The organism is Actinocorallia lasiicapitis, from assembly GCF_054778695.1.
The window spans coordinates 1-24569 of record NZ_BAAGZI010000049.1 but is presented as its reverse complement, the minus strand read 5'-3'; the positions used below and the strand labels follow the sequence as shown (position 1 = coordinate 24569).

The following is a 24569-nucleotide window of genomic DNA, read 5'->3' as shown; positions in this document are numbered from 1 at the left end:
CCACCCCCCCACCCACCGAAGAAGGACGGCCCCCGCCCGGGACCGTCCTTCTCCACTTCCCACGAATTCGTCTGACCAAGAACGAAAAGGTCCTGTCCAGAGCGCTGAACCACGGCCTTTCTGCCGCACGCTCGAAGGGATGCTAGGAAAGCGTCCATCCCTCGGTGGTCGATGCGGGCACGGCATGGTTTGGCGGCGGCGGGAAAACCGTTGGGGAAACACACAGGGCACTCGCCGGGCAGGCCCGGTACATCCGTCGCCTCTGGCCCGCTTTCCCTATGTCGTCCTCCTCTCGCGAAGAGAAGGGCAAGCGAGGCGAGGTCTATTCGTCAGCGTCCTGCCGAGGCTTGGCCGGTCGACCTGGGTGCATTCGGGAGCGGCGCACGGCGAGTTCGGTGTCCGCGGCGGCGAGGTCCTCCCGGTCCTGTTCGTCTCCGTGCTTGTCGATCTGGGCGCGGCGGCCTTTGGCGTCATCCACGCCGTCATCGGAACCGGTCTTCTCCGCGACTGGCCGGGTTCGATACCCGCAGCCATCGTGCTCCCGCTGATCGGCGGAACACCGGGTGTCCTCTGCTTCCTGTTCTTCCACACCACCACCTCAAGAAACGACCCGCCCGATAAGAACAAAAAGTATCCGCAAGGGCCGGTGGGCTCGCGCCAATGACGGAAGACAAGGCTATCTATTACGGCAGCCTGCACTCGATATCAGGTCGTGCGGTTGAGTACGCGGCTTAGTCCAGTCACCACGGCAGTGGTTAGACCCCAGCCGACAAGGATGATCGTCCAGCACAGCCATTGGCCGGCACCGCGGGCCTGCCATGCTTTCTCCTGGCCTAGATCGACGATCGGCAGAAGCACGTCGAGGGTGAAGACGAACGGCTGAAACGCCGGCCCCTTGCCTTTCTCTACAGGTCCCGCCGGCCAGATGGTGAACACTGCGGTGCCGATGGCCAGGAAGAACAGAAGCCAGAGAGCCGCTAGCCAACTCCGGTAGCCGTAACCGACGGTCAGATCCAGCAAGCGTCCCGCGATCCGTCCTGGCCAGGCTAGCGTGGCGCGTCGTCGTCGATGGAACTCGAGAGCGACCCGCTTGGAGTCCTGTTCTTCGCCAGCCGCACGATATGCGGCGATGAGCTGCTGGTACGGCTGTGGGGTGAATCCCGAAGAGTCCCGAGCCAACCAATCCAGACGGTCCCGGACCGTGACCTGTCCGTCTGCATAGAGTGCCTGATAGGTGAAACCCGCCAAATGGATGCGGTCTGGCCAATTCCTGGGATCGTCTTCAACTACTTCGGTCTTGGCCTGGAAGAGAGAAATCTCCCGAGGTGGCGTGGCGAACCGCATCTTCAGCCGACTCGCGACGCCATGCTCAAAATCGATAGCACTTTCGCTATCCAGTCGAGTGCCCGTAAAAACGAGAGATCCCTCGATGGATGCACTACCGATCTTCACGTTTCCTGCGATTTTGGCTCTTGAGAAGACGCAGTTCCTTCCAACGCGGATCCGAGCGAGGTTCAAGCTGACTGCACCCGGTTCAACAACGAAGGAGCTATCCGCACCATCCAAACCGCCACTGATCGACACGTTCTGCAAGATGATCCGACCTTGCGATCGAAAACCGGTCTGGAAGAACAGGCTTTCATCGATCTCGGTGCGTTCGAGATGAAGCGAGACCTTACCCGGATTGTTGAGCCTGGCGGCACGAAATGTGAGGAGCCCGCCGATGCGCGCGCTGAGCATCCGGAACTGACCATCGATCACACTTCGGTTCACAAAGAACGAACTGCTGATGGTTGCGCGACTCATGACAATAGCCTGCTCGCCCGGCCGATGGATCAGCGCGTCCTGGAGTCGTACGGCGCCACCGATCTGCGCTCCGGCCAAATCGATCTTCCCAGTGGAAAGAAACCCTCGATTTAGTTCGAGGTCCCCACGCACGCGCAAGTTGGACGCGTCCAAGCCAGGTAGGTGGCAGCCCGGCAGGCGCAAGTTGACCACCTCGGCATCGGCGAAGTTCGGGCGTTCCTCAAAGAAGCACTGCTCGAGGCGGATGGGTACAGCGATGGCTGTGCCCTCAACGTCGAGCAGGCCGGTGATGCGGGCGCCTGTCACGCGGAGTGCAGGCCGTCCGCCGGATGTTCCTTCTACACCAGCGGTGAGCAGACTCGAGAGGAACTCGCCACGGAGTGTCCTGCGGTCTTCATCCAGAGGAAGATCGACAATGCCACCCGTGGCGAACGCCTCGGTTACGGCTCGTTCGGCTGGTGATAGCGACTCTTCTGCTGTCAAAACCGTCCCAGGTTCGCGTTCTCAGGGTAATCACCGCAATCAACTCTAATGCTAATAAATGTCCAATGATTGCTGTGTTCCGATATTTCAATCAAGAGCATGGAATCAAAATATATGTTCGATGTGCAGCGATTTTTGTGTCGTTCGTGTTGGTATTAGGCCCAGGATTGCAACGGAATCGTCGGTATGACTTCAGCGGTCCGCTCACACGAGGAGCCCGACGCAGACGCTTGGACAAGGCCCAGCTACCTCTCTTCGCTGAGGCCGATCAACGTCGAGCGGGCTTGAGGTAGATGGTGTGAGGCTTCGAGGTTGTGGTGCAGGCTCAGAGACTTGCGACGCTAGACCTGCGGGGCAAGGTGTTGGTCAAAGCGGTCCCGTCGCGGGGGCCGCTTTGTCGTGCCGCGGTAGCCCAGGGGCGGGGAATGAGGGATGGCCGAACGCAGGTATGCGTTCCCGCCGGATCGGTGGTGGATTACCTATGGTCAACCGCCGATGTGGAAGCGTGTACATGCGTCGGGTGGTTCGGGCGACGAGGATGTGAACGACGCCGTAAAGCCAGCTGAGGCTGGTACATCGTGGCGTTCGATCTGCTCGAAGTGAAAACGTGCGCCAGAAGCTGGGGATGGGAAGGCCACGGCCCACTGCCGCACCGCACCATGAACAAGAAGGCCAAGGAGAACAACCGCAAGGCCGCCTGCCCGAAGAGCAGGAAGTGTCCCGCGGCGGCAACTACCAGGCGAAGTTCTATCGTGTGAACCGCCTCCTGGACGGCGACGCCCTCCGGGTCAGAATCTCCTAACCGGCGTGTGGAGACGGGACCGGCCCATGACGTCCGGCTCAAGCTCGAGACCATCGTCGACGACTCCGAGCACCTCGTCCAGCATCGACGGTAGTCTCCCCGCCCCTGGCTCCGCCGGCCCGGTCGGCGTGTGCGTGCGGACAGGACAACACACCGGCGATATCGACCTCCGACTGGAAATCCACGACAGCCCTACACCCCCGACCTTCATTGTTGGGACGAGATCGTTGAAGCAAGCGCTGTCGTCTCGGCCGGTGACCTGCGGATTGCGGATCTCGGCGTGCTGTCCGCGCAGACCTGCCGGACTTGCCCTCGACGACCCGGCGTCTACCGGCTCCGAGTCCACACAGTCGGCAGTGACACCGGCCGTGACGAAGACACGATCTCCCTCGAAGAGGGCGAAGTACTCGTGGAAAACCGCCTCATCCAGCTCTGGCCCACAGCACCATTACCGGGCACCCTCCTCAAACGACCGACCAAGTCGGTGCGGACTGGCGAGCGTCGAGTTCATAAGGTCCGCTCATCATCGCTGAAGGAAGGCGTGCCAGCCGGTTCCGGCATTCTCACGAATCGGTCTCAGCTCGCACGGTCACCGGGTACGGAAAGCCATCGCACCTTGGGAGGCTGAATCCGTGCCTGATGCGGCCCGCGCCCGTCATCGGCCGGGAAACGGGAGGGCGGGGGTCTTCGCGTAGGTGAAGGTCGCGTCGGCGGGTTTGATGATGCGCCATCGCGTCGCCTTGAGGGGAACCTTGGTCGTCAGGGTGAAGCGGCCGTCGGCGCGGGTCGTCACCGCAGTCAACGTCTTCCATCCCTTTCCGGGGACGCGGATCTGGATGGACAGCTTCTGTCGTCCGGGATTGCGAAGCGCTCTGCCGTCCAGAGAGATCCTGCGCATACGCCCGGAGAGGACGTAGGTGCTCTTGGTGTGCGGCCTCAAACGCGGATAGGCGCCTGTCAGGCGGGGCGTGAAGACGGCTTTGATCGGGAACGAGGCGCTCGGGAACCAGGGACTCTGGAAGGTGGTGGCCGACTCCTTGGCGATCACGCGGATTCGGCCGCCGACGGAACGTTCCGGGGCGTACATCAGGACTGTCGAGCGGCCGGCCGGAGGATAATTGGACCCAATGGTCCGCCACTGACGTGTTCCCTTGTCTTGGACCTGGATGTCGGTGCTCGGATTGGGCATCGGCTCCCAGGCACCGTCCGGGTCCTGCTGTTGCACTAGGAGATCGCCGACCACGGTGCTGGAGCCCTGGCCGCGTGGGACGTATTTGACGTTGGTCAGTGACGGTGCGGCCTTGTACCTGATCGTCGTTACAGCGAGCCGGGTGAGGGCCATGGGAACGCTGCCGGAAGGCTTCGCGAGCACATCGTCCGCCCGGACGAAGACGTACCATCCCACCCGCCCCTGCCTTCCATAGGCATCCGGGTGGGGCCGGCCCATGCGGAAGCTGATGGTGAACCTGCCATCGGAGTCGACCTTTCCGGTGAACATCTGGCCTTCGGCGCTCGGATCGTCCTTGTTCTCCAGGACGAAGACCGCGGTCCTGAACGGCATCGCCGGATCCGGTGTGCCACGAGCGGCCGAGACCTTGCCGGTGACGGTGTAGTGGTCGCCCGTCCACACCAGCGAGGGCAGCGTCGTGTCGGTGATCTGCCACTGCCACCACTGGGTCGGATCAGCGAACGCCGGGGAGGCACCCCCCGCAATCAACGCGGCCATGACGCCGACGACAGACCAACGGCCGAGGACGTTCATCAACACCCACCATTCCAGACCAATCAAGACAAAACACTAAGAGAGTTGGGTGATCATACTCTCCGCCACTCCCGCCGCCAGGCCACCCCGCAACCGGACATCAAGAGACGACCCGACAACTCAAAGTCCCTGGTCGGGCTTGTCGTGGTGAGGTGTGTCGGCGTGGTCTTCGGGGCGCGGAGTTCGCCGGCGACGAACCGAACGGCAGCGAGCTCGCTCCACCCTGGAATGGGAAACCGTCGACCACTGCCCATCAGCCACCTACGTCAAAACCGGGCAAGCGATCGCATCCGATACATACCAAAAGCCCAGGTCAACATAACGCTGACCTGGGCTTTCGTGGTGCGCACCCGAAGGGATTCGAACCCCTAACCTTCTGATCTGTAGGTTGATCCACTTTGTATCGGCGGGTGCCGCGCAAGGCCGCAGAGTGGCGTCGCCTCTGCTCATTCGCTTCTCGCGATGTCATCCGGTGCTGTCGAATGCCGCGGGGTGTGGCGACTACCGGCCTCGCACCGGCCCCACCAGTTCATGATCACCTTGCTGCTCCCAAGTCTCTCGTCGCCCTGCCTGGCCGTAGTTGACTCCTCAACCGGAAGGACTTCGGCTCCATGAACGACGCCCCGTACCCTCAACCGACCGCCTCGAACGAGGAGGCATTCACCCGCCGCACGGTCACCAGCATCCTGGCCGGTATCGCAGCGCTGACGTTCCTGTTCAGCTTCGGCAACATCTGGGCACTCGGCCGCCGCCTCGGTGTCGAACCCTGGATTGCCCCGCTCGTCGGGCCCGCCGTCGACCTGTCCGTCATCGGCCTCCTGGTCGCCGTCCGCTACCTCGCCCTCCGAGGCGTCTCACCCAACCAGCTACGCCAAGCGCGGGCTCTGCTCGTTTTCTCCGGTCTGACAACTTTGGCGTTGAACACAGCCGAGCCAACCCTTCGGGGCGAATACGGCCGCGCAGCATTCGACGCGGTCGGGCCCCTGCTCCTGATCGGCTGGTCCGAGGTCGGCCCCGGCCTCTTGCGCGAGATCCACCGGCTAACTCACGCCGGTCAGGCAGCGGACCGCGACGAACTCTCGCTGGTGGCGCCGGGTAAAGGGGCAGCGCTGCAGAAGGCCGCCTGGCGCTGGGCGCAGGACCAGCAGCGCGAACATGGCGCGTTGCCTGACGGTGCCGCGATCGGCGCGGCCTTCGATCGGAGCGCCCGATGGGGACGTCTGACGAAGCGGGCGGGCCTTGAGGGGAAGTTTGATCGAGTTGACCTGGTTAGCGCCTGACCGGGTCCTCCGGTTCCTCGATGTGCAGGGCGCTTCTGAGGGGGATCAAGCACTGCACGCGGGTGACACCAGAGCCTGCTACACCGGTCCCGAAGTCGTGGAGGCCAGGACTCTGGACGGAGCGAAAGTACGGATCACCGACCTTGTGTGTGTCTGGCCCTACCTCTACGTGGTCAGCGAGGTCAGGCGCGCCGAGTGCGGTTACCAGGCGGCGGAGGAAATGGGCGGTGCGGCGGGAGTCGAGGCGCTCGGCGCTGTCATCGTCGAGAATGAGGCCATTGAACCCGCGATCCCGCTCCTCAAGGAAGGGCCGGAGGGCTGCGGGAACCGTGCCGGCAGCCCAGGTGAATTCGCTCTCCGCCCACCCCCCAAACCCGTCCTGGCGAACTGGCCGGTTGCCCTCCGCCGCGGCGGAGGGCCGTCTTCCGGATCGAGAACCAGCCGTGGAGAGACCGGCGGAGTTCGAGGTCAGTTCCAGACGGAAATCGGATCAGTGAGGAATGAGCAGTGCGGAGTGGGGGTCCCGCTGTAGAAGGCCATCCGGGTCCTGGTCTTCGGCCCGGCCCAGCTGTCCACGGACAGGTCGTGGTTGCGCTGGAAGGCACGGACGGCCCCCGCAGTGGCGTCGTCGTAGTAGCCGCTCTCATCGAGCGTCTGGCCGAAGAGCCGCCTGACCAGGGCATTCGGGCCATAGCAGTACATGAGGTTCCGCTTCAGGAGCCGCACGGGGTACAGGTAGTTGTCCCCCGGCCTGTTCTCGCAGTTCGGGTTGTAGGAGTCGGTGGTCCCGACAACGAGCCCCTCCGTATATGTGTTGTTCCAGGCGAGGGTGATGGTCGTGCAGCGCGGCAGGGCAGCGGCAGCAGGCGTCGCGGCGAAGGCGATTCCGGCGAGCGAGATCACTCCCGCGGCCGTGACGGCGGTCAGACGTTTCGTGCGTTCCTCCTCAGACGTTCCGCCGAGGTCCTCGGCGGCGGGGAAAAGATTTGGCTGATTTTATTCGTAGGGGGTCTCGTAGTCCTGGTAGCCGAAGGCGATTTGTGGGTCTGCGCCGTTCTGGTAATTTTTGACGTGTACACAGAAGGTCCATTCGTGCGCCACGTGGAGCATCTTCTTGCGGGTGTTTGGGCCGGCCCAGCCGTCCGGGTTCAGACCGAGCATTGACTGGACCTGCCGGACGGCCTCTCGGGTTCCGGTGCCGTATTCTCCGTCGGCTGATATGGATTTTCCATAGCACTTCTTGAGATCCCACTGCAGTTGGCGGATCGCGTTGCGCTCGTACACGTAGGCGTTCTCGTTGTAGTAGTTCATGTCGCAGGTGAAGTACTGGCCCGGCCCCTGCTTGTAGAATAGGTATCTGATCATGCCGCCGGAGGAGTCGTTAACGGCGGTGACGTTGTTGCAGTAAGGTGTCGCGGCGTGTGCGGCACCTCCTTGTGCCACCATTCCACTGGCGACTCCGCAGATAACGGACGCGAACGCCAGACTGCGCTTCAGATTATTCATGACCTTCTTCTCCCGGGGATTCATATGGCCCTTATCCAGGACCAGGTGCGGTGGTCAAGGAACGACCACACGCCGTTGGAGCAGGACATGCGCAGGTCGAGAATGTCGGTCCCCATCATGTCGGCGTGGGAGACCTCGAGCCGGTAGTACTCGGATCCTTGACGGCCGACGCAGTCAGGACCCATCGACCGCAGGTTGTTGCTGACATTCATCCACATCTGAGAGGTGACGGTCGCCGAGCCCCAGAGTTTTTGTGTCCAGTACTCGGAGTAGGGTCCGAATTCGCCGTCGGCCGTGTCATTGGGCAGCCGCCAGCTGACGATGAGGATGTTCTGCCATAGCTGCACCACGTTGCCGCCGGTGACGCAGGGGGAATTTCGGCAGAGCCGGTCGTTGTCCTCCCAGCCATAGGAGACGGGGCTTGCCGCAGCGGGCACCGCGGTGAGGAGGCACAGGCCGAGACTGGCCCCCACGACGGCCAGAGATCTGGTCAAGGAGCGCACGTTGTTCCTTTCGATTGACGCGGAGTTTCACCGGTATTTAGCGGCTCTTTTTCGGCGGGCGGGCATGGCGGTATCGATGAGTACTCCGGCTCCTGCACCGGGCTTGTCGGTCCAGTCCCGGATTTTCTGGGCGACGCGGGGCAGATGCTCGCTGTCCGGGCCGACGTTGAGGTAGTAGAGCGACTCGTCCACCTGCCTGTCGGCACCAGCCCAGCGGACCAGGCCTTCGCAGTCGGCGAGGATGTCCCAGATGGTCTCGACCTGCAGGGGGAAGTAGCTGCCCTTGGCTCCGGCGCCCGGGCGGATGTGGACCGCGGTGCCGGAGGACAGGTTGGATGCGGGGCGTTTCCGGGACGTGGTGCCGAGGTCCCGCCAGCCGGCCAGGTCGAGGGCCTCGAGCCGTTCGACCTCGTAGTGGAAGCGGCGGACCACGTGGACGAGGAGGGCCTCGACGTCTCCGATGCGGACGGCGACCGCCAGGGCGGTGCCGGACACAGGGCGTTGCCAGACCGTGGAGACGTGGTCGGTCCGGGTCTCGATTCCCCAGCCGTTCGCCGACTTCAGTTGCTGGTCCTGTTTGCCGGGCGGGGGTTCCGCCGAGGCCGCACCCGCGGGGAGTAGGGCGACTCCGGCGCCGATGACGGCCGCGTACCCCAAGAGGTCGCGCCGCGAGATCTCTGAGTTCATGCTTTCGCTTCCTATTCAGGGAGGAACGACGCTGTGATGCAGACGAGGGTGGGGATCAGTACAGCGAGGAGGCTGACCGCCCAGAAGGCAGCGCCTCGCAGACGGGTCACGCGGGCGACGACATCGTTGACGAGCCACCAGATCACGGCAGACAACCCGACGGCGAGGAAGGTCAGGATGGCCGTCGGTGCCATTCCGTCGTTCTCCGTGGGCTCCCGCTGGGCCCAGCCGAGCGCTGCGGGGGGCCAGTTGGCGGCGAAATGCCAGGCGAGCCAGATCGGGACGATCCCAGGGATCCCCAGCAGGAGGTTCACCGCAAGGCAAACCGTCCATTTCCTGGCCGGCTCGAAGGTGGTGGGCATGGTGGAGGTCACTTGCTTCGAAGCAGCGTGTTGTAGTTCTCCAGGGTCCGGTACAGGCCGATCAGCTCGCGGCCGTACTGCTGTGCTCCCTCCCCGGTGCCGTTGTAGCGGGCCAGGAGCGCCTGGGTGTCGGTTTCGCCGGTGGTGAGGCCCGGCCGGGAGATCCCCAACAGATGGGCGTTGTAGATCGTCAGATACGCGACGGAACGGACGTTGTACGTCGGGTCCTCGTAGAGGTTCTTCCATACGGTGAACTTGTCCGTGTCGTGAAGGGGGGCGCCGTTGATGATGCCCTGTTCCATGCAGTAGTTCCTGGCCCCGATGGCCACCGACGCGAAGATCTGGCCCCATCCGGTGCTGCAGTCGTCGTCGAACCCGTGCAGGACGGCCTCGTCGGCCGCGAAGTCCAGCGGGTTGAGCTTGCGCAGCTCCCACATCACCGGCGCCTGGATCAGGGCCTTGCGAAGCTTCAGGGTTCGGGCCAGGGACGTGAAGAGCCAGTCCAGGGACAGTACGGCGTCGAACGCCTTGGTGGTGGAGATCCCGCCCAGCGTGGCCCAGTCGTCGTCGGTCCATCCGTCGCCACCTGTTTCGGGGACGCCGATGGACTCCAGATAGCTCTGCACCTCCCTCAGCATCGCGTCGCGGTACGACGCCTTGTCGAAGTCCACGTCGACATCGTCGGTGTAGCCGCCCGGATCGAAGCTGGCCTGACCCGGGTCGCGGCCGGAGGAGATGTCGTTGTCGATCTCGATCGCTCCGGCACCGGATCCGATCGTGATGGTGGCGATCTGGTCGAACGCCCAGTTGTCCGGCATCGGGTAGCCGAGGTTGCCGGAGAAACCGCTCGACATGTCGGAGACGAAACTGCAGATGGCGTATCCGGCATTGGAGACGCGCTGGCAGACGTTGCGGGGTCCGTAGATGCCCACAAGGTAGTCGGAGCTCTCGTCGATGGTCTGGTAGATCCCTTGGAAGTGGGGGAGGACGTACTCCGTGACTTCGGAGTCCATGGCGTCGTAGTCGACCGCGAAATAGATGACGGTGTCCTTCTTGAAACCGTGGTACTTCGCCCACTCGATGGCCAGGAAGGCCTCTGACACCCCCCGGGCGTAGCTGAAGTCGTCCGCGCCCCGGTTCCACGTCTGGTAGATCGGGAAGCAGCGCAGTCCGTAGAACGCGATGGTCTCGAGCTCGAAGGGCTGGATCTGCTTCTCGGGCAGGGAGGTCTTGCTGGGGTTGTAGAGGTAGCGGCCGATGTAGGTGTATCCGGCGTCCTTGAGGGCCTGTGCCCGGGCTGCCGTGATCTTGGTGACGCCGTCGCATGCGGCTCCCCTGCGCGTGGGGTCGCCGTAGGAGACGAGCAGGGAGGCCCAGGTCTGGTAGTCCCCGACGCCGGTGACCGGCAGTCTCACGAATGACTGGAACACCTCGACGTGGGCCTTGACGTTCGGCGTAAAGTCCCCGAAGTACACGTTCCGCTTGTTGAGGACCATCGCGGCAGTGAACAGCGACGCCCAGACGCCGGTGGTCCCGACGGCCACGGTGTGCGACCTCAGCCCCGACTGGGTGCCTGGACCGAAGTTCCCGTTGGCGACGCCGTCGGCCATTCCGAGCTCGTACTGGATCGCGAACAGCATGGACTTGGCGACGTCTCGGGAATGGTGTCCGTCGCAGGGCATGATGAAGAAGTCTCTGCGGCCGATGTAGCGCCCGTTCATCCAGCGCTGAATCGAGCGGATCGTGTCGGAGCCGTTGTTGACGGAAATGTAGGCGTCCATGTTCAGCAGGCCCTTGAACACCTTGGGCGTCAGGTCCGCCCCGGGGAAGGCATCGGCGACGCCCATGTCCTGCTTCAGCTTGATGACGGCCGCCTGAACGCGGGCGTTGTAGGTCCCGTTGATTTCGCCGCCGTCATAGCCCTTGCAGTAAAGCCCGGACTGAATGATCATGCAGAAATTGGCCGAGGGCACCGTCGCGGAATTCAGCTTCGGAAACTTCGACTGGAGCGTCGACAGGGTCGTCGGGCCGAAGGAGTTCGACAGGCCGGTGATTCCGAGCTCATACTGCAGTGCCCTCGTGAGGGCGTACATCGTGTTCCAGCCGGTTCTCCCGTCCTCCTCGACCGTCATCCCGATCTTGTCGCCGTACATCAGATTGACAAACCTTTGAGCCCTGCGCACCAGTTCGTCTGCCACATGCCACTCCGCGATGTTCCTGGGGGATGGGGTGACGTCTCAAACCGCGGGGAAGGGGTCTGCGCCGGCCCCTGGCACGGCGCACATCCCTTCGCTCCGACTGCCTGCGTCATCCGCCGGGATCAGTGAACGGGACTTGCGGGGGGTCGGCTAGGGCCCGCACAATTCTCCGCACAACGTCGCACAGGGCTTGATCCTTGGAGCGACGGCTGCGCCACGAGGAGGACGGCATGGCCCAGGGGTTCGACCAGGATGTCGCCCGGCCCGACCCCGAGCGCGTCGCCACCCGGGAGGATCTGGCGCGCGAACTCACGCTCTTGCGCAACGCGGCGGGCAAGACGATCCGGGAGCTCGGCACGGTCCTCGGCATTCCGTACGGCACCCTCGGCGGGTGGTTCCGCGGAGCGAACATGCCGCTCGCATCCCAAACGGGTCAGTACGAAAAAGTACTCGCCACCTGCGGCATCACCGACCCTCGGGAGCGGGGCCTGTGGATGCAGGCATTGCTTCGGGTCCGGCGAGCGCCGGGCCGCAGGCCGAACGACCAGATCAGGCCTTACCGGGGGCTGGAATGCTTCAGACCGGAGGACGCCGATTGGTTTTTCGGAAGGCAGGAGCTGACCGCACAGCTCGTCGACCAGGTGTCGCCAGGACTCACCATGGTCGTGGGGCCGTCCGGATCAGGTAAATCGTCATTGCTGCGCGCCGGGCTCATTCCGGCACTGCCTTCCGCGGTGCTGCTGACCCCTTCGCAGGATTCGCTTCCTGAGATGCCCTGTGGGGTGGTCATCGTCGACCAATTTGAAGAGATCTTCACCTCGGATATGTCGGATGGCGAGCAGAGGCAATTCATTCACGAACTGCTGCATCTGGCCGACACGGTCCCCGTGGTGGTCGGCATGAGGGCTGATTTCTATCCGCACGCTCTACGCCACCCGTCGCTGGCGGCCGCCCTACAGTCGCGGCAGTTCGTGGTCGGGCCGATGAGCGACCTCCACTTGCGGCAGGCGATCGAAAGGCCGGCCCGCCGGGCGGGACTCGACATCGACTCCGGGCTCGTCGAACTGCTGCTGCGTGAGATCGCTCCGGAGGAGCCGGGCGCGCTGCCACTGCTGTCCCACACGCTCCTGGCCACCTGGGAGAACTGCCACGGCCGGAAGATGACCGTGGAGCACTACCTGACAAGCGGAGGTCTGCGGAGCGCGTTGACCAACACGGCCGAGGCCGTCTACGCCGAGCTCACGGCCGACCAGCAGGATCTCGCCAGGCAGCTCTTCCTCCGGCTGACGCACATCGAGTCCGACGCCGCCCTCACCCGGCGCCGCGTGACGAGGGACGAGCTGCCCGATGAGGTCGAGGAAGTGCTCGTCCGTTTCGTGGAGCGTCGCCTGCTGACCGTCGATGCGGAGAGCGTGCAGACCAGCCACGAGACCCTGCTGACGGCCTGGCCGCGGCTGCGCTCGTGGATCGACGCGGACCGGTCGGGGCTGCACGTCCTGCGCCAGCTCACCCGGGCCGCCCGGCTGTGGGAGTCGAGCGAGCAGGACCCCGACGTGCTCTACCGGGGCGGGCAGCTGGAGGCGGCACGCGAATGGGCCGGCGATCCGATGCACCGCAACGGACTGAGCCCGCTGGAGCAGCGGTTCCTGGACCAGAGCCTCCAGCAGCACCGCCGCAGGAACAACCGCCTCCACCAGCTGCTGGCCGCGCTGGCCGCGCTGACCCTGGTCGCGGGCGGTCTGGCCGCCTACTCCCAGAAACAGCGGATGGAGGCTGACCAGGCACGGGACACGGCGATCTCCCGGAACCTGACGTTGACGGCGGCCCGCCTGCGCGACACCGATCCCGCGCTCGCCGCCCAGCTGGTCGTGGCGGCCTACCGGATCTCACCCACGGTCGAGGCACGCTCCGGTCTCGCCGAGACCGCCGGATCTCCCAAGGTCACGCGCCTGGTGCGCCCGAGCCGCGCGCTCCAGGCTGTCGCGGTCTCCCCCTCCGGTCGGCTGCTGGCCGCAGCCGGTGCGACAAGCAGCGACACCGCCATCCTGCTCTGGGACCTGACCGACCCACGGCGTCCGGTACGGGTCGGCGCCCCACTCACCGGGCATACCGACGGCATCTACGCGGTGGCGTTCAGCCCCGATGGCCGCGTCCTGGCCACCGGCGGCGACGACCACTCCGTACGCCTGTGGTCCGTGGCCGACCCCGCACATCCTCATCCGCTGGGCGGCCCGGTGAGCGGCCCGGCCGACACCATCAACACCCTCGACTTCAGCCCCGACGGCCGGACACTGGCCATCGGCAGCAGCGACGCCAAGATCTGGCTGTGGGACATGCGGACGTCCACGCTCAAGCCTCCGCTCACCGGCCCTGCCAGCGGGGTCCGTGCGCTGGCGTTCAGACCCGACGGCCGCGTCCTCGCGGCGGGCCACGGCACGGCCACCGATGGCGTCCTGCAGCTGTGGGACACCACCGATCTTGGCGCCATCAAGCCCGCGGCCCCGCCGCTTACCCTGCCGAGCCGAGTGAACGCCATCGCCTACCACGGCAACCTGGTCGCTGCCGGAAGCAACGACGGCTCGGTGCGGCTGTGGGACACCACCCACCCCGACCGTCCGAAAACGTACGGGCAACCCCTGGTCGCGGTGGTCAGCGTCTGGATCAACGTGGTCTCCTTCAGCTCCGACGGCCGTCTCCTCGGAGTGGGCAGCGCCGACAACACCGCCCGCGTATGGGACGTGGCCACCGGCCGCATCGTCTCCGTCATGCCCCACCCGGAACCCGTGACCGCCGTCCAGTTCAGAGCCGGCGACAGCCTCGCCATCACCAACGGCGCCGACGGTGTCGCCCGAATCTGGGACCTCCCCGGCCCCGAGATCAGAGCGACCGAGCACCCGATCGACAATGTGGTCTTCCGCCCGGGCTCCACCCTCCTGGCCGCCGCCGCAGGCGACATCAGGCTCTGGGACGTGGCCGGCCGCCGACCCGAGCCGATGAGCCCGCCCCTGACCCCGCCCCCGCCCCTCGACAGAATCGGCGGCACAGTGGCGGTCAGCCCGGACGGCCGAATCCTGGCGGGCGGCACCCGCCTGGGCAACACCGTGATCCTCTGGGACATCACCGACCCGAAGCACCCGGTCCGCCGAGCCTCTCTCACCGGCCCGACCGCCCTCATCCAAACCTTGGCCTTCAGTCCGGACGGCAGGCTCCTTGCAGCAGGAAGCGACGACGGCACAGTCCGCCTGTGGGACGCCCGAACCCTTCAACCCATCACCACGCTCAGCCCGAACTCCGGCCAGGTCTTCGCCGTGGCGTTCAGCCCAGACGGACGAAACCTGGCCGCAGGCATGAAGGCCGGTTCGGCCGCCCTGTGGGACGTGACCGCGGCCAAACCCAAGCTCACCGCGTTGATCATGACGGCCCCCGGCGACGACGTCCGCTCAACGGCCTTCAGCCACGACGGCACCCTCCTGGCAACCGGCAACGCCTCAGGAACCATCCGCCTATGGCAGGTGACGAACCCGACCCACCCCACCCTGGTAGGCGACCCCCTGACAGGCCCGGACGGGAGAATCCTCGCGGTCGCCTTCGCCCCTCACGACACCACCCTGGCCGTAGGCACCGGCGCAGGCCAAATCTGGTTCTGGGACCTGACCGACCGCCCTCACCCACGCCGCCACATGGCCATCGAAACCCCCGGCAAGGTGACAGACCTGACCTTCAGCCCCGACGGCACCACGCTCGCCAGCGCCGAAGGCAACGTCCGCCTATGGGCCACAGACCCCACCCAAATCGCCACCGCCATCTGCCGAGAAACCGGCGACCCCATCACGGAGCCGGAGTGGCACAAACACGTAGCGGACATCCCCTTCCACCCCCCTTGCCCGTAGGCCTGGTTCCGGCCCAGATGGCTCATGGCAACTGGTCAGCTTGGGGATGGCATCGGCCTTGATGTGACGATCACGTGCCCGCGGCCCCACGGCGGCCCCACGAAGTGAGATTCCAGAAGTTTGATCAAGGATTTTCCCTGGTCAACCTGAGGTCCTCGGGGCCGAAGTGCCGACGATCGCAATCAGATGGGCCAGGCACCAGGTGTGAATGAACGAAACAAGCCCCCTACCTGCGGTTTTCCGCTGGTAGAGGGCTTGTGGATGCGCACCCGGAGGTATTCGAAACCCCAACCTTCTGATCCGTAGTCAGTCGATCTTGAACGATGTTTGCGCAGTTCAGAGGGGTTGTGGTTCCTGACGCTCCCGGCGCTTGGGACAGCATGGGGACAAGGTCCGCTTACGTGAGTGTCTGTAGTCGATGACGCCGCCGCTCAGAAGGCGAGGTCGTCCCAGGTGATCTGCATGGGGAAGGGTTCGGGGAAGTCGATCCCGGGGCCTTCGGGCTCCCATTCCCCCACCGGAATGTAGACCGCCGGCCGCAGTGGCTTTACGGTGAGCCCTGCGACGGGAACGTGCGCCAACTCGTACGCGCGCACCACGGAGATGTCCCACGAAGCGTCGGAATCGAGTTCGATCTCCCAGTACCAAGGGACCGAGGCTTCGGCATATCGATCCATCTTCCACGCACGCCGCTTCGGCGTGTCGGAACCGGACAGCACCTCACCCACCACGACGACGTCTGCCGCAGCGGTGTCCGCACCCCGGGGCAGGCACCTGCGGACGAGGAAGTCCGGGGTCAGGTAACTGGACTTGTCGTCGGAGAAGAACACGTTCGTCTCCACTCCGACCTGCCAGCACGGCGGCTGATCCCCATCACCGGTGCGGTCACGCATGGCACGGCGGGCATGGGACTCCAACGCGTTGCGCATCCGGACCGCGAACTGCTGATGTTCCAGCGGTCCACGCCGGTTCCACACCACGCGCCGGTCCCACAATTCAATCTCCGCGGCGATGTCTTCCGGCAACCGCTGAAGCTGATCCCAGCTCAGGAACTCGGGCAGCTCGACATGCGACGCGCCGGACGCATCCGTCGGCATCTCGCCTCCCTGTTCCGATCCGCCCTACGCCCACGATACCGAACCGCATCGAAGCTGCCACGGCTCTCGGCGGCGAGGTGTCACCGACCTCAACGAGCTGATCGTGGCGCCGTCCTCAGAGTCCCCCTCGACGGAGAGCCGGATCGTGGAGACGCCCACTGGACGCTCAACGGGCCGGAGGCAACAGAAAGGGCGCCCTCCCTTTTCGGAAGAACGCCCTGCTCGACTCTCAAGTTGATCGTGCACACCCGAAGGGATTCGAACCCCTAACCTGCTGATTCGCAGGTCAGTCGATCTTGATTGGTGTTTGTGCAAGTCAGCGGCGTGATCGCGGCGTGTCTCCGGGGCTCGGTGGGGTGGTATTGGGGTGGGTTGAGAAGGCTCTGCCGCCGGTTGCCTCGGATGGGGTCGGTGGGTCAACTGGGCTCGTTGGCGGGGAAGAGCGGGGCTTGGCGGGCTCTTCGGTAGCGGACGTTCGGGCTGCGGGGGTTGTCTCCTACGAATTCGACGGTTCCGTCTGTACGCAGGGTGCGGAGCCACCGTCGGACGATCTGGTCGTCGAGGCCGGTCTTGGTGGCCAGTTCGGCTCGTGACAGGGTTGCGGTTCCGAGGGCGTCGAGGATCGTTTGGCGGCGGTCGGCGCGTTCGGGCAACGGAGCCGTCCGGTGATCGGCCAGACGGTATCGGGACCAGCGGCGGGTTCCGGTCTGGGTGATGAGTTCTCGGGCGGTGAGGTCCTGGAGTTCAGTGGTGGCGACGCGGGAGTCGACGCCGGTGTGTTCACGGTATGCGCGGTTGTCGAGCTCTTCCTCGTTCTGGCGGAGTAGGGCGAGGAAGAGAACCTGGCTGTCGGTGAGGCCGGTCTCACCTAGGTCGGTGATCCATCGGATGGTGTCGGGGCTGAGCAGAGTGTGGTTGGGGAACGTTACGGAGAACCTGGAGATCTTGTCGTCGAAGACGGGTGGGCTCATGCCCGCGGCTCGGAGGGTGTCGAGCATGGTGCGGATGCCTGAGCCGCGGTTCTCGCAGACGGTGCGGGTTTCGCCTGGGATGGTCACGTCTTCGAGGAGCCGAAGGAGGGTGGCGTTGCGGGCGGAGGTGACGCCTTCTTCGCCGAGGTCGTCGACGGTGATTGATCCGTAGAGTCCTCCGGGGTTGCGGATGACGAGCCTGTCCGGGTACATCTCGACTTGAACCTGTGCGCCTCGCGCGCCTGTGGAGAGGTCCCGGTGCACGACTGCGTTCACGATGGCCTCGCGGAGGGCGGCTTCCGGGTATTCCCAGATGTCCTGTCGGCCGACTCCCGTGATGATGGCGCGTCGCGTCATGTTGCGGCGGATGGCCGCCAGGGTGTCGCGGACCACGATCGGTATCGGGCCTTCGAGTGACACGTTGTCAAGGAACCGCTCGCCTGAGGGCAGCTGTGTTCCTGTGACGGTGGGGTAGTGCACGAAGGTCACCATCAGCTGGGGGAAATGCTCCTGCGGAAAGGGACTCAGCGTCAGCAGCCCGCTGAGAGACACGGCGGTGCCGTCCGCGGAGGGCACGAGAACTCGGGCGCGGCGGAGCACGCCGTGCTGGTCGAGGCCGGTGAAGGCGTGGGGGCGGCTGACCTGCAATCGGGCGACGAGTGCCGCGACGCTCGCAGGGTCGAGATCGTCGATGGTCGTTCCGGGAACGGGCTCCTGGTCTTCGCGAGGCTGGCCCCGTGAGGACAGGAGGAGCTGGATCTCGTAGGTGGTGAGATGCCGGTCGCCGTCACTGATCCGGATGAAGCTGCCCTTGCCGATTCCAGAGCCCTTGACGAAGCATGGCTTGTGCGCGTGATCGAGTTCGGGAACCTCGGCCACCAAAATGTGCGCGCCCTCGAACGGGTGGATGGAGATCACCGGGCGGACGGGTGGTTCCAGATCGTCTGAACACATCCCGCCGAGATCGGATGCCATCTTCGCCGGGTCGGCCAGGCCGGTGGCAGTGAACCCGGTGGTCTCGTCCAGGCCGAGGATGATCAGGCCGCCATGGGTGTTGGAGAACGCCGACAATGTCTCACGCAACGATTTCGGCAGCCCGCCTTGGGCCCTCTTGACCTCGACGTCGGTGATGTCTGCACCAAGCGTGCGCAGGTTCTCTACGATCTCTGCCAGCTCATCGGCCTGCACAGGGAACCTTTCTCCGCCCGACATGTTCATCGACATGTTCGTGAACATGCTAATGAACATGCTCGTTGAGCGCCGGACTTTCAAGGGAGTGGCAGGTAGCCGCGATAGCTGGTGTGAAGACGTGGAGTACGCGCAGGCCTGGCTCGTCCGGCTCGGCAGGGAGTTGCCGCCCGGAAGTAGCCTTCTGGGTCTGGTCGGCTTGTGTCTGGGGCTTCTGGCACGCCGGTACGGTGCCCTCAGCGAGGACGGGCGGAACATGGTCGAGGAGCTGGCAGAGCGGCATCGGCGTGATCCGGCTGATGTGGATGGTCGCACCGCCGACAGGCTCGACGATACGCGGATGTTCCTGGTGTGACGCGCAGCCCGGTACTGCTGTTCCTCGACGTCGACGCGCGGATCGTCGGCAGCGGGGATGGCGAGCAGTCCCCGGATCGTGTCGACAGCGTCCCTCGCGGCGTTCTCGGTCGTCAGCCCGCCGCGCCGCAACCGGCAGGGCCGCCCTCCGCCGGCGGGCAGGTCGAGCTGGTACCACCAGGTGCCGTGCCCGGACTCGGCCAGACGCCGACAGGTGCTTTCGAGTCTGCGCCGCCGCACCCGGCCACCGGTCGTGCCGACCGGCTGGTGGCCGGGGCCGTGCGCGATGCGGGTACAGGCGCGCGTTTGAACACGTTGTGCCGCATGATCAGACCTCCGGGTCGGACGCCCCCAGGCCCGTTCGGCCTGGCGCCCACGTCATCCTGAAGACGGAGCGGCTATCCGGCTACGACGGCGATTCGCCGGATTCTCGGGAACCCCGTGGGCCCCCAACCCGTTGGGGGAACTCGATGCGATGGCCGAGCGGTGGCGGGAGATGCGGGTCTCGCTGGGTTCCGGCGACGGATGAGCGGTTCGAGCTCTGGCGGGATGTCCGTGGTGCGTTGCCGTCCGGCGGTGGAGAGGTGCTCGTGGCACGTGACCGGGCGATGGAGGTCGCCTGGGACGATGCCGGGTACGGCCTGTCGGATGGCGAGGGTCCTTTCGCGCTCTACTACGAGCCGTTCTTGCCGCGGACGAGACGCATCCAGTTTCTGGAGGACCCCTATCAGCGGGATGGCTTTCGGTTCCTCCCGTACGAGGCCGGGCTTGTCGGGTCAGGTCTTTGGTTGGTTACCGTCATCACTCCCGACTCCAGTTCCCTGTTCTCCCGGGGGATCATCGATGCGGTGATCTCCTCGCTCGGCCACGTCCAGGAAGGCGCGTAACGCTGAGATCAAAGTCTTTGCTCCAGGTCGTGCCGGCGTCGTTTGAGGCTTCCCAGCGTCCGCGGACGGTGTCGGCGATATAGGTGCCGTTGGCGTCGCCTGTGCCCGATTGACCATCGTCGAGCTGGAGATCCTCGCTGCTTCATGTTCCGCCACGACGGGTGTGCCGTTGATGAAGAGCGGTGGACAGCACCCACGGCCCCCGGGACAGAAGAGCTTCTTGTAGATGTGGGCACGGCCGCCCGTCCGACCGGGGGGGGGTTCGTTCCATCCGGTGGGATGCCGTCTCCGAACGTCCGCATCATCGACATCCTCTGGGCCGGTTAAACCGCGGATCATGATTTTGAGTTCGCCGACTTCGGCTGGGTATGGGCTCATCCGGCATTGAACAGGCTGTGGGGTGTGAGGGCGGCGCGTAGGTGGAGTGCCCGGACCAGCTGGCGTGTGGCGTAGGCGAGTTGTTGGCGTCGTCCTGCTCCGGCCGCGGCCAGGTCCCATAGTTCGGCGGCGAACTCTTCGTTGTAGCGGGCTCGGTGCTCGATTGGCAGGAGTCCGGTGGCGGCGCCCGTCAGCTTCCGGGCCTGTCTGGAGACCTGTACCTGGGGAGAGGCTGCTACCTGGGGAGAGGCTGTGGCTGTCGGGTCGGCGGTGAGTGTGTTGCCGGGATCGGTGTAGACCGTGTCGGCGGGGATGCCGGCGAGGTCGAGGGTCGGGTCCAAGCAGTGCGTTTTGAACTGGTGGCCCCTCTTGTCGTCGGGGCCGATCCTTCCGGCGAGGTCGCGGGCGAGACCGCGGATGAAGTCGTGGTCATGGGCCTGCACGATGCCCTCAATGAACTCGGCGCCGATGACCTGGGCTTCTTCGTGGCCGTTACGGAGCAGAAGGAGGCATGTATCGAAGAGTGCCCGCATATCGCTGTAGACGAGGTCGAAGTCGAGGTCCGGTTCACCGAGCATGTCGAGGCACCGGGCTGTGGCAAGGGACAGGTCGTCGGGGGTCGGGTCTGTCATGCGGGGCCGCCAGCGGGTCTGGTTCGCAGGGCGCCGATGTCCGCGACCTTGGTATGCGCGGCAGCTAGGGCGACCCGCGCGGACTCCGCTCCCTCAGAGGTGAAGCGGTAATAGCGGCGGCGCGGGCGGCCTTCGGCCCGCGGGTCGATGTCCTCCCACTGGGATTCGATCCAGCCCAGGCCTTCCAGCCGGGCCAGGATCGGGTGGATCGTGCCGCTCGCCAAGCCGGACGCCTCGCAGATCTGCAACCCGTACAGCTCGTGAGTGGGCCGCTCTAGCATCGCCCGCAGCACCAGCTGGGTCGGCAACGTCATCCGAGGTCCTGACGACCGCCTCCTCGCCATCATCCTTGAACTCTACCTAGACCAACCGCCGGGAACCAGAGGTCTGACGGCCCGCAGCGCACCGCCTGTCCTCTGGAGAGCAGCACGAATTTCGCAAGCATCATTGTTCTCTACCTAGGCCCTAGGTAGAGTTAGAGTATGGCGCTCATGGAGAAGCGAGTTATGCCACTGTCCCCTCGCGATCCCTTCCGCATCGGCGCGTATCGGCCCATCGGGCGGGTGGGGGAAGGTTCGCAAGGTGTCGTCTACCAAGCACTGGCCGCCGACGGCAGGCTGACAGCGGTCAAAGTTCCGCACGCGGAGCTCCTAGCCGGACCGAACGCGCGAGCACGATTTGAGCGGGAAGTGTTGCTGACCCGGCGGGTGGCGTCGTTCTGCACCGCGCGGGTCCTCGACGCCGACGTCAAGTCCGCGACACCGTTCATCGTCAGCGAGTACATCGAAGGATCTTCACTGAAGGAGCACCTCGCCGGACGTGCCCCCCTGTCGGGCACCGAGCTGTTCCGGTTCGCGGTCTCCCTGGCCGCCGCGCTGGCCGCCATTCACGACGCGGGCGTCGTACACCGAGACGTCAAGCCCGCCAATGTGCTTCTGGGACCCGACGGCCCGCGCGTCATCGACTTCGGCATCGCACGAGCCCTCAACAGCATGGCCGAGATCGAAGGAACGCCCGCCTACATGGCGCCAGAGCGAATGATCGCCGCCCCCGCCAACCCCGCTTCCGACGTGTGGGCATGGGCCTGCGTCGTGGCCTATGCCGCCAATGGGTGCGCGCCTTTCGGGCACGACGGCATCATTCCGATCACTACGCGAGTGGCGGCAACCGAACCCGCGCTGGGAGCGATCACTGGCCGGCTACGCGAAACCGTGATGTCCTGCCTCGCCAAGAACCCCGCCGCACGACCCTCCAGCCGCGAACTCCTGCTCCGGCTGCTCGGCATCCCCGAACCCCCACCGAACCCCTGCTCCCAGCCACACCGCGTCTTCATGCTCGGCTTCACGCTGGGCTCCGGCAGCGCGCTGTCCATGCTCGCCCTCACCTCAGGCCTACTCGGCCTCGGATAGCCGACCTCCGAGCACCGCGCGACGCGGAAGGGCGAAAGCCGGTCGGTACCGCGACGAAGTACCGCATCAATGCCTGAGCGAGCAGCGCGCTCGGGGCTGGATCGAGACCCGAGCCCTGTGCAGTGGAAGACTGAGGGTCACGCGGGTTGTGGCCCCGGCCGTTGAACGCAGGCCGGTGAGCGTGTCCCGTATCGTGGACGTAACGCGGGGCTGAGCAGGGAGGCAGGATGCCGATGAATGCGCCTGACGCGTTGGGCATCGAGGTGCCCGAGTTTCTGAGCTGGGATGAGCTTCAGCTACTGCCGGAAGACGTCGCCGCGGAGATCGAGTTGTGGAACCGGCGCGTGGTGTGGAACCGGCGTGGGCCGCTGGAGCATCAGCAGTTCGCGGTCCGTATGCGCAACGCGTTGGAATCCCATGCCCGTCGTGCGATGAGTGCCCGCGGTGAAGATGACGATCAACCGCCGTGCTGGCAAATCGGAGTGGAGACGAACGTGTTCTTCTCCGACGACAAGTCCAGCTACTTGACCCCTGATTTCCTCGTCCGCAGGTGCCTGCCCCGAGGCGCGGACACCGTTGCGGCAGACGTCGTCGTCGCGGGTGAGGTGCTGTCCGGTTCCGATACGCCGAAGCGGCGTGCGTGGAAGATGGATCGGTACGCCGAAGCCTCGATTCCCTGGTACTGGGAGATCGAACTCGATTCCAACGCCTCATGGGACATCTCCGTGGTGCGCGCGTACGAATTGGCGCACGTTCCCGATGCGGGACTCACGGTGAAGCCGCTGCGGCCGGCGGTTTACATTCTGGTCGGAGAATGGGAGCCGGACGGCCCGGGAATCACGTTCCCCGAACCGTTTTCCCTGGAGATCTCCTGGGACGACCTCGCCTTCTGACCGCCTGCTGCCCGCGCTGACCCCAACGCCGCCTGCTCCCGGCGGGGGGTGTACGTAGACCAGCACGCGGTGGGTCTAGGCGGATAGATCAACAAATGTCACTATGCAGGCATGAATCTGATCGGCTGGTTGGCGATGATGGGTGGCTTCCTCGCCTTTGATCCGATGATCGACTCGAAGTGGCTCCTGTTCGTCGTCGTCCTGGGGCTGTTCGGGCTCGTGGACTATCTGATCGGCTTCGTCACCATCTCCGCCGCCTTCGATACCAGGAACGGTGGGAACTCCGCGCTCGGAGCGCTGTTGATGCTCTTCTACGCGGCTGCCTACGGGGTACTCGGTGTGGCCATCGTCGTTCCCCGTGTCGATGGCACCTGGCATTGGCCGGCCGTCGTCGGTGCCGGCCTTCTCGGCGTCGTGCTCGGCCCCGTCAAGGTCGGCCTTGAGGCTCGGAAGGCTCTCCGGGACGCGGGATAGCCGTCATAACCGTGTTGTTCTCTCGGGCCGGGAGCGTTGCGCGCTCTTCTGGTCGGCCGCTCAGCAGTTCGTCGTGGAGGGCGTGAGCGATGCCTCGGCCCTGCCAGTCGAGGTCGACGGCCAGCTCGTTGAACGCGAACGTCCGGGCGCCGTCGGCGGGCTCGTCGGCGAAGTCGGCAGGCAGCTCGACGACCGGTTCGAGGTCTTCCCACCATGCGGGCGTGGTGAGCCCGTACCCGAACGCCATCCCGATCGGGGTGCCGTCGATGTAGCCGATGACCAGCTCGAACAGCGGTGCTCTTCGACATGGCCGTGCGGCGCGCTGCCTGCGAGATTCTGCGATGAACGCGCGAGTGGAGATCGTCACGATCACACGTTGACGAGTTCTTGGGCTTGGTTCGGGACGGGTGCAGGGAACGACTGGGTGTGGTCGCTTGAACCGTCCCACGAGGCGTGGTGTCCAGAGAGTTGTTCGACGCGGCCCGGGAGGTCGGTCGTCTCCGCAGAGGATCTCGGCCGAGGCGGAGCCTGGGCACGCATCCCGCCACCCGCCGGACTTATCTGCTGAGTCCTACCTGTTCTGTGCGGTCTGCGGCCATCGGATGCCGGGGAAGTCCTCCCGCGGCGGCGCTCCCTACTACCTGTGTCGCTCCGGCCAGCAGCCGATGACCACCGCCTACTCCGCCCACGGCCAGAACATGCTCATGCGGGAGGCACCGATCGCTTCGGCTGTTCAGACCGTCTTCGCGGAGCACCTGCTTTCGACGCGCGGCCTCGTGGTCCAGATGGCGGCGGTACCGGAAGAGCTCCAGCGCGTGCTCCGGCGGGCCGACGCAACTACCCGAATGGTCATAGCGGGTGCTGTCCCCATGGGACGGGGCAGCCGATCAGGCTCCATCCCGGCCGGTCGAAACCGGACAAACGATCGTGTCCGATACATACCAAAAGCCCAGGTCAACATAACGCTGACCTGGGCTTTCGTGGTGCGCACCCGAAGGGATTCGAAC

The 24569-nt window shown here is 65.2% G+C and carries 21 protein-coding genes; 8 read left to right on the top strand and 13 right to left on the bottom strand.

What is annotated here, in order from left to right; translation table 11 throughout:
• The first annotated feature begins 364 nt into the window (after nt 1-364).
• Nucleotides 365-664 carry a hypothetical protein gene (locus ACYVE7_RS08825; RefSeq protein ID WP_460364087.1) on the top strand — a complete coding sequence of 100 codons (300 nt, stop codon included), beginning with the start codon at nt 365-367 and terminating at the stop codon, nt 662-664.
• Between the two features lie 41 nt (nt 665-705).
• Here the strand turns inward: ACYVE7_RS08825 and ACYVE7_RS08820 are convergent, their stop codons facing one another.
• Both ACYVE7_RS08820 and ACYVE7_RS08815 read right to left on the bottom strand, forming a co-directional pair.
• On the bottom strand, nt 706-2289 hold the full coding sequence (locus ACYVE7_RS08820) for a hypothetical protein (protein ID WP_460364086.1): 1584 nt from the start codon (nt 2287-2289) through the stop codon (nt 706-708).
• Between the two features lie 1457 nt (nt 2290-3746).
• Entirely contained in the window at nt 3747-4880 is a 1134-nt protein-coding gene (locus ACYVE7_RS08815; RefSeq protein WP_460364084.1) for a hypothetical protein, read from the bottom strand.
• Nucleotides 4881-5464: 584 nt separating this feature from the next.
• On the opposite strand from ACYVE7_RS08815, the gene ACYVE7_RS08810 reads away from it, so the two are divergent.
• Nucleotides 5465-6133 (top strand): DUF2637 domain-containing protein, encoded by a 669-nt coding sequence (locus ACYVE7_RS08810; protein WP_460364083.1) that lies wholly within the window; start codon nt 5465-5467, stop codon nt 6131-6133.
• A 468-nt stretch (nt 6134-6601) separates the two neighbouring features.
• Here the strand turns inward: ACYVE7_RS08810 and ACYVE7_RS08805 are convergent, their stop codons facing one another.
• From ACYVE7_RS08805 to ACYVE7_RS08780, 6 genes are all read right to left on the bottom strand, one after another.
• Nucleotides 6602-7036 (bottom strand): peptidoglycan-binding domain-containing protein, encoded by a 435-nt coding sequence (locus ACYVE7_RS08805; protein WP_460364082.1) that lies wholly within the window; start codon nt 7034-7036, stop codon nt 6602-6604.
• A 93-nt stretch (nt 7037-7129) separates the two neighbouring features.
• Complete coding sequence (locus ACYVE7_RS08800; RefSeq protein ID WP_460364081.1) at nt 7130-7639, bottom strand: peptidoglycan-binding domain-containing protein; 510 nt, start codon at nt 7637-7639, stop codon at nt 7130-7132.
• A gap of 20 nt (nt 7640-7659) precedes the next feature.
• The gene (locus tag ACYVE7_RS08795; RefSeq protein WP_460364080.1) at nt 7660-8133 is read right to left on the bottom strand and encodes a hypothetical protein; all 474 of its coding nucleotides are present in this window, start codon (nt 8131-8133) and stop codon (nt 7660-7662) included.
• A 36-nt stretch (nt 8134-8169) separates the two neighbouring features.
• Nucleotides 8170-8829: a twin-arginine translocation signal domain-containing protein gene (locus ACYVE7_RS08790; protein ID WP_460364079.1), complete on the bottom strand. Its 660-nt coding sequence runs from the start codon at nt 8827-8829 to the stop codon at nt 8170-8172.
• Between the two features lie 11 nt (nt 8830-8840).
• Entirely contained in the window at nt 8841-9191 is a 351-nt protein-coding gene (locus ACYVE7_RS08785) for a hypothetical protein (protein WP_460364078.1), read from the bottom strand.
• 8 nt (nt 9192-9199) lie between these two features.
• Entirely contained in the window at nt 9200-11344 is a 2145-nt protein-coding gene (locus tag ACYVE7_RS08780) for a glycoside hydrolase domain-containing protein (RefSeq protein ID WP_460364077.1), read from the bottom strand.
• 242 nt (nt 11345-11586) lie between these two features.
• On the opposite strand from ACYVE7_RS08780, the gene ACYVE7_RS08775 reads away from it, so the two are divergent.
• Nucleotides 11587-15279, top strand: a complete 3693-nt coding sequence (locus tag ACYVE7_RS08775; protein WP_460364076.1) for an nSTAND1 domain-containing NTPase — start codon at nt 11587-11589, stop codon at nt 15277-15279.
• A gap of 431 nt (nt 15280-15710) precedes the next feature.
• Here ACYVE7_RS08775 and ACYVE7_RS08770 read toward each other — a convergent pair whose 3' ends face one another.
• Complete coding sequence (locus tag ACYVE7_RS08770) at nt 15711-16376, bottom strand: Uma2 family endonuclease (protein ID WP_460364075.1); 666 nt, start codon at nt 16374-16376, stop codon at nt 15711-15713.
• A 416-nt stretch (nt 16377-16792) separates the two neighbouring features.
• Nucleotides 16793-19021, bottom strand: a complete 2229-nt coding sequence (locus tag ACYVE7_RS08765) for an ATP-binding protein (RefSeq protein ID WP_460364074.1) — start codon at nt 19019-19021, stop codon at nt 16793-16795.
• 458 nt (nt 19022-19479) lie between these two features.
• Between ACYVE7_RS08765 and ACYVE7_RS08760 the strand changes: the two genes are divergently transcribed.
• The gene (locus ACYVE7_RS08760) at nt 19480-19776 is read left to right on the top strand and encodes a hypothetical protein (RefSeq protein WP_460364073.1); all 297 of its coding nucleotides are present in this window, start codon (nt 19480-19482) and stop codon (nt 19774-19776) included.
• Nucleotides 19777-20150: 374 nt separating this feature from the next.
• Here ACYVE7_RS08760 and ACYVE7_RS08755 read toward each other — a convergent pair whose 3' ends face one another.
• Both ACYVE7_RS08755 and ACYVE7_RS08750 read right to left on the bottom strand, forming a co-directional pair.
• Nucleotides 20151-20786, bottom strand: coding sequence for a hypothetical protein (locus ACYVE7_RS08755; protein WP_460364072.1), 636 nt, complete (start codon nt 20784-20786; stop codon nt 20151-20153).
• Nucleotides 20783-21100: a PadR family transcriptional regulator gene (locus ACYVE7_RS08750; RefSeq protein WP_460364071.1), complete on the bottom strand. Its 318-nt coding sequence runs from the start codon at nt 21098-21100 to the stop codon at nt 20783-20785. The genes ACYVE7_RS08755 and ACYVE7_RS08750 overlap by 4 nt, the downstream gene beginning before the upstream one ends.
• A 168-nt stretch (nt 21101-21268) precedes the next feature.
• Between ACYVE7_RS08750 and ACYVE7_RS08745 the strand changes: the two genes are divergently transcribed.
• The 3 genes from ACYVE7_RS08745 to ACYVE7_RS08735 all read left to right on the top strand — a co-directional run bounded on the left by ACYVE7_RS08745 (nt 21269) and on the right by ACYVE7_RS08735 (nt 23562).
• The gene (locus tag ACYVE7_RS08745; protein WP_460364070.1) at nt 21269-22195 is read left to right on the top strand and encodes a serine/threonine-protein kinase; all 927 of its coding nucleotides are present in this window, start codon (nt 21269-21271) and stop codon (nt 22193-22195) included.
• A 227-nt stretch (nt 22196-22422) separates the two neighbouring features.
• Nucleotides 22423-23088 carry a Uma2 family endonuclease gene (locus ACYVE7_RS08740; protein ID WP_460364069.1) on the top strand — a complete coding sequence of 222 codons (666 nt, stop codon included), beginning with the start codon at nt 22423-22425 and terminating at the stop codon, nt 23086-23088.
• A gap of 111 nt (nt 23089-23199) precedes the next feature.
• Nucleotides 23200-23562: a hypothetical protein gene (locus ACYVE7_RS08735; RefSeq protein WP_460364068.1), complete on the top strand. Its 363-nt coding sequence runs from the start codon at nt 23200-23202 to the stop codon at nt 23560-23562.
• Here ACYVE7_RS08735 and ACYVE7_RS08730 read toward each other — a convergent pair.
• A complete protein-coding gene (locus ACYVE7_RS08730; protein WP_460364067.1) occupies nt 23516-23929 on the bottom strand; it encodes a hypothetical protein in 414 nt (137 codons plus the stop codon). The genes ACYVE7_RS08735 and ACYVE7_RS08730 overlap by 47 nt on opposite strands.
• Nucleotides 23930-24227: 298 nt before the next feature.
• On the opposite strand from ACYVE7_RS08730, the gene ACYVE7_RS08725 reads away from it, so the two are divergent.
• Nucleotides 24228-24569, top strand: a 342-nt coding sequence (locus tag ACYVE7_RS08725; protein WP_460364066.1) for a hypothetical protein, incomplete at its 3' end; no start/stop codon positions are given.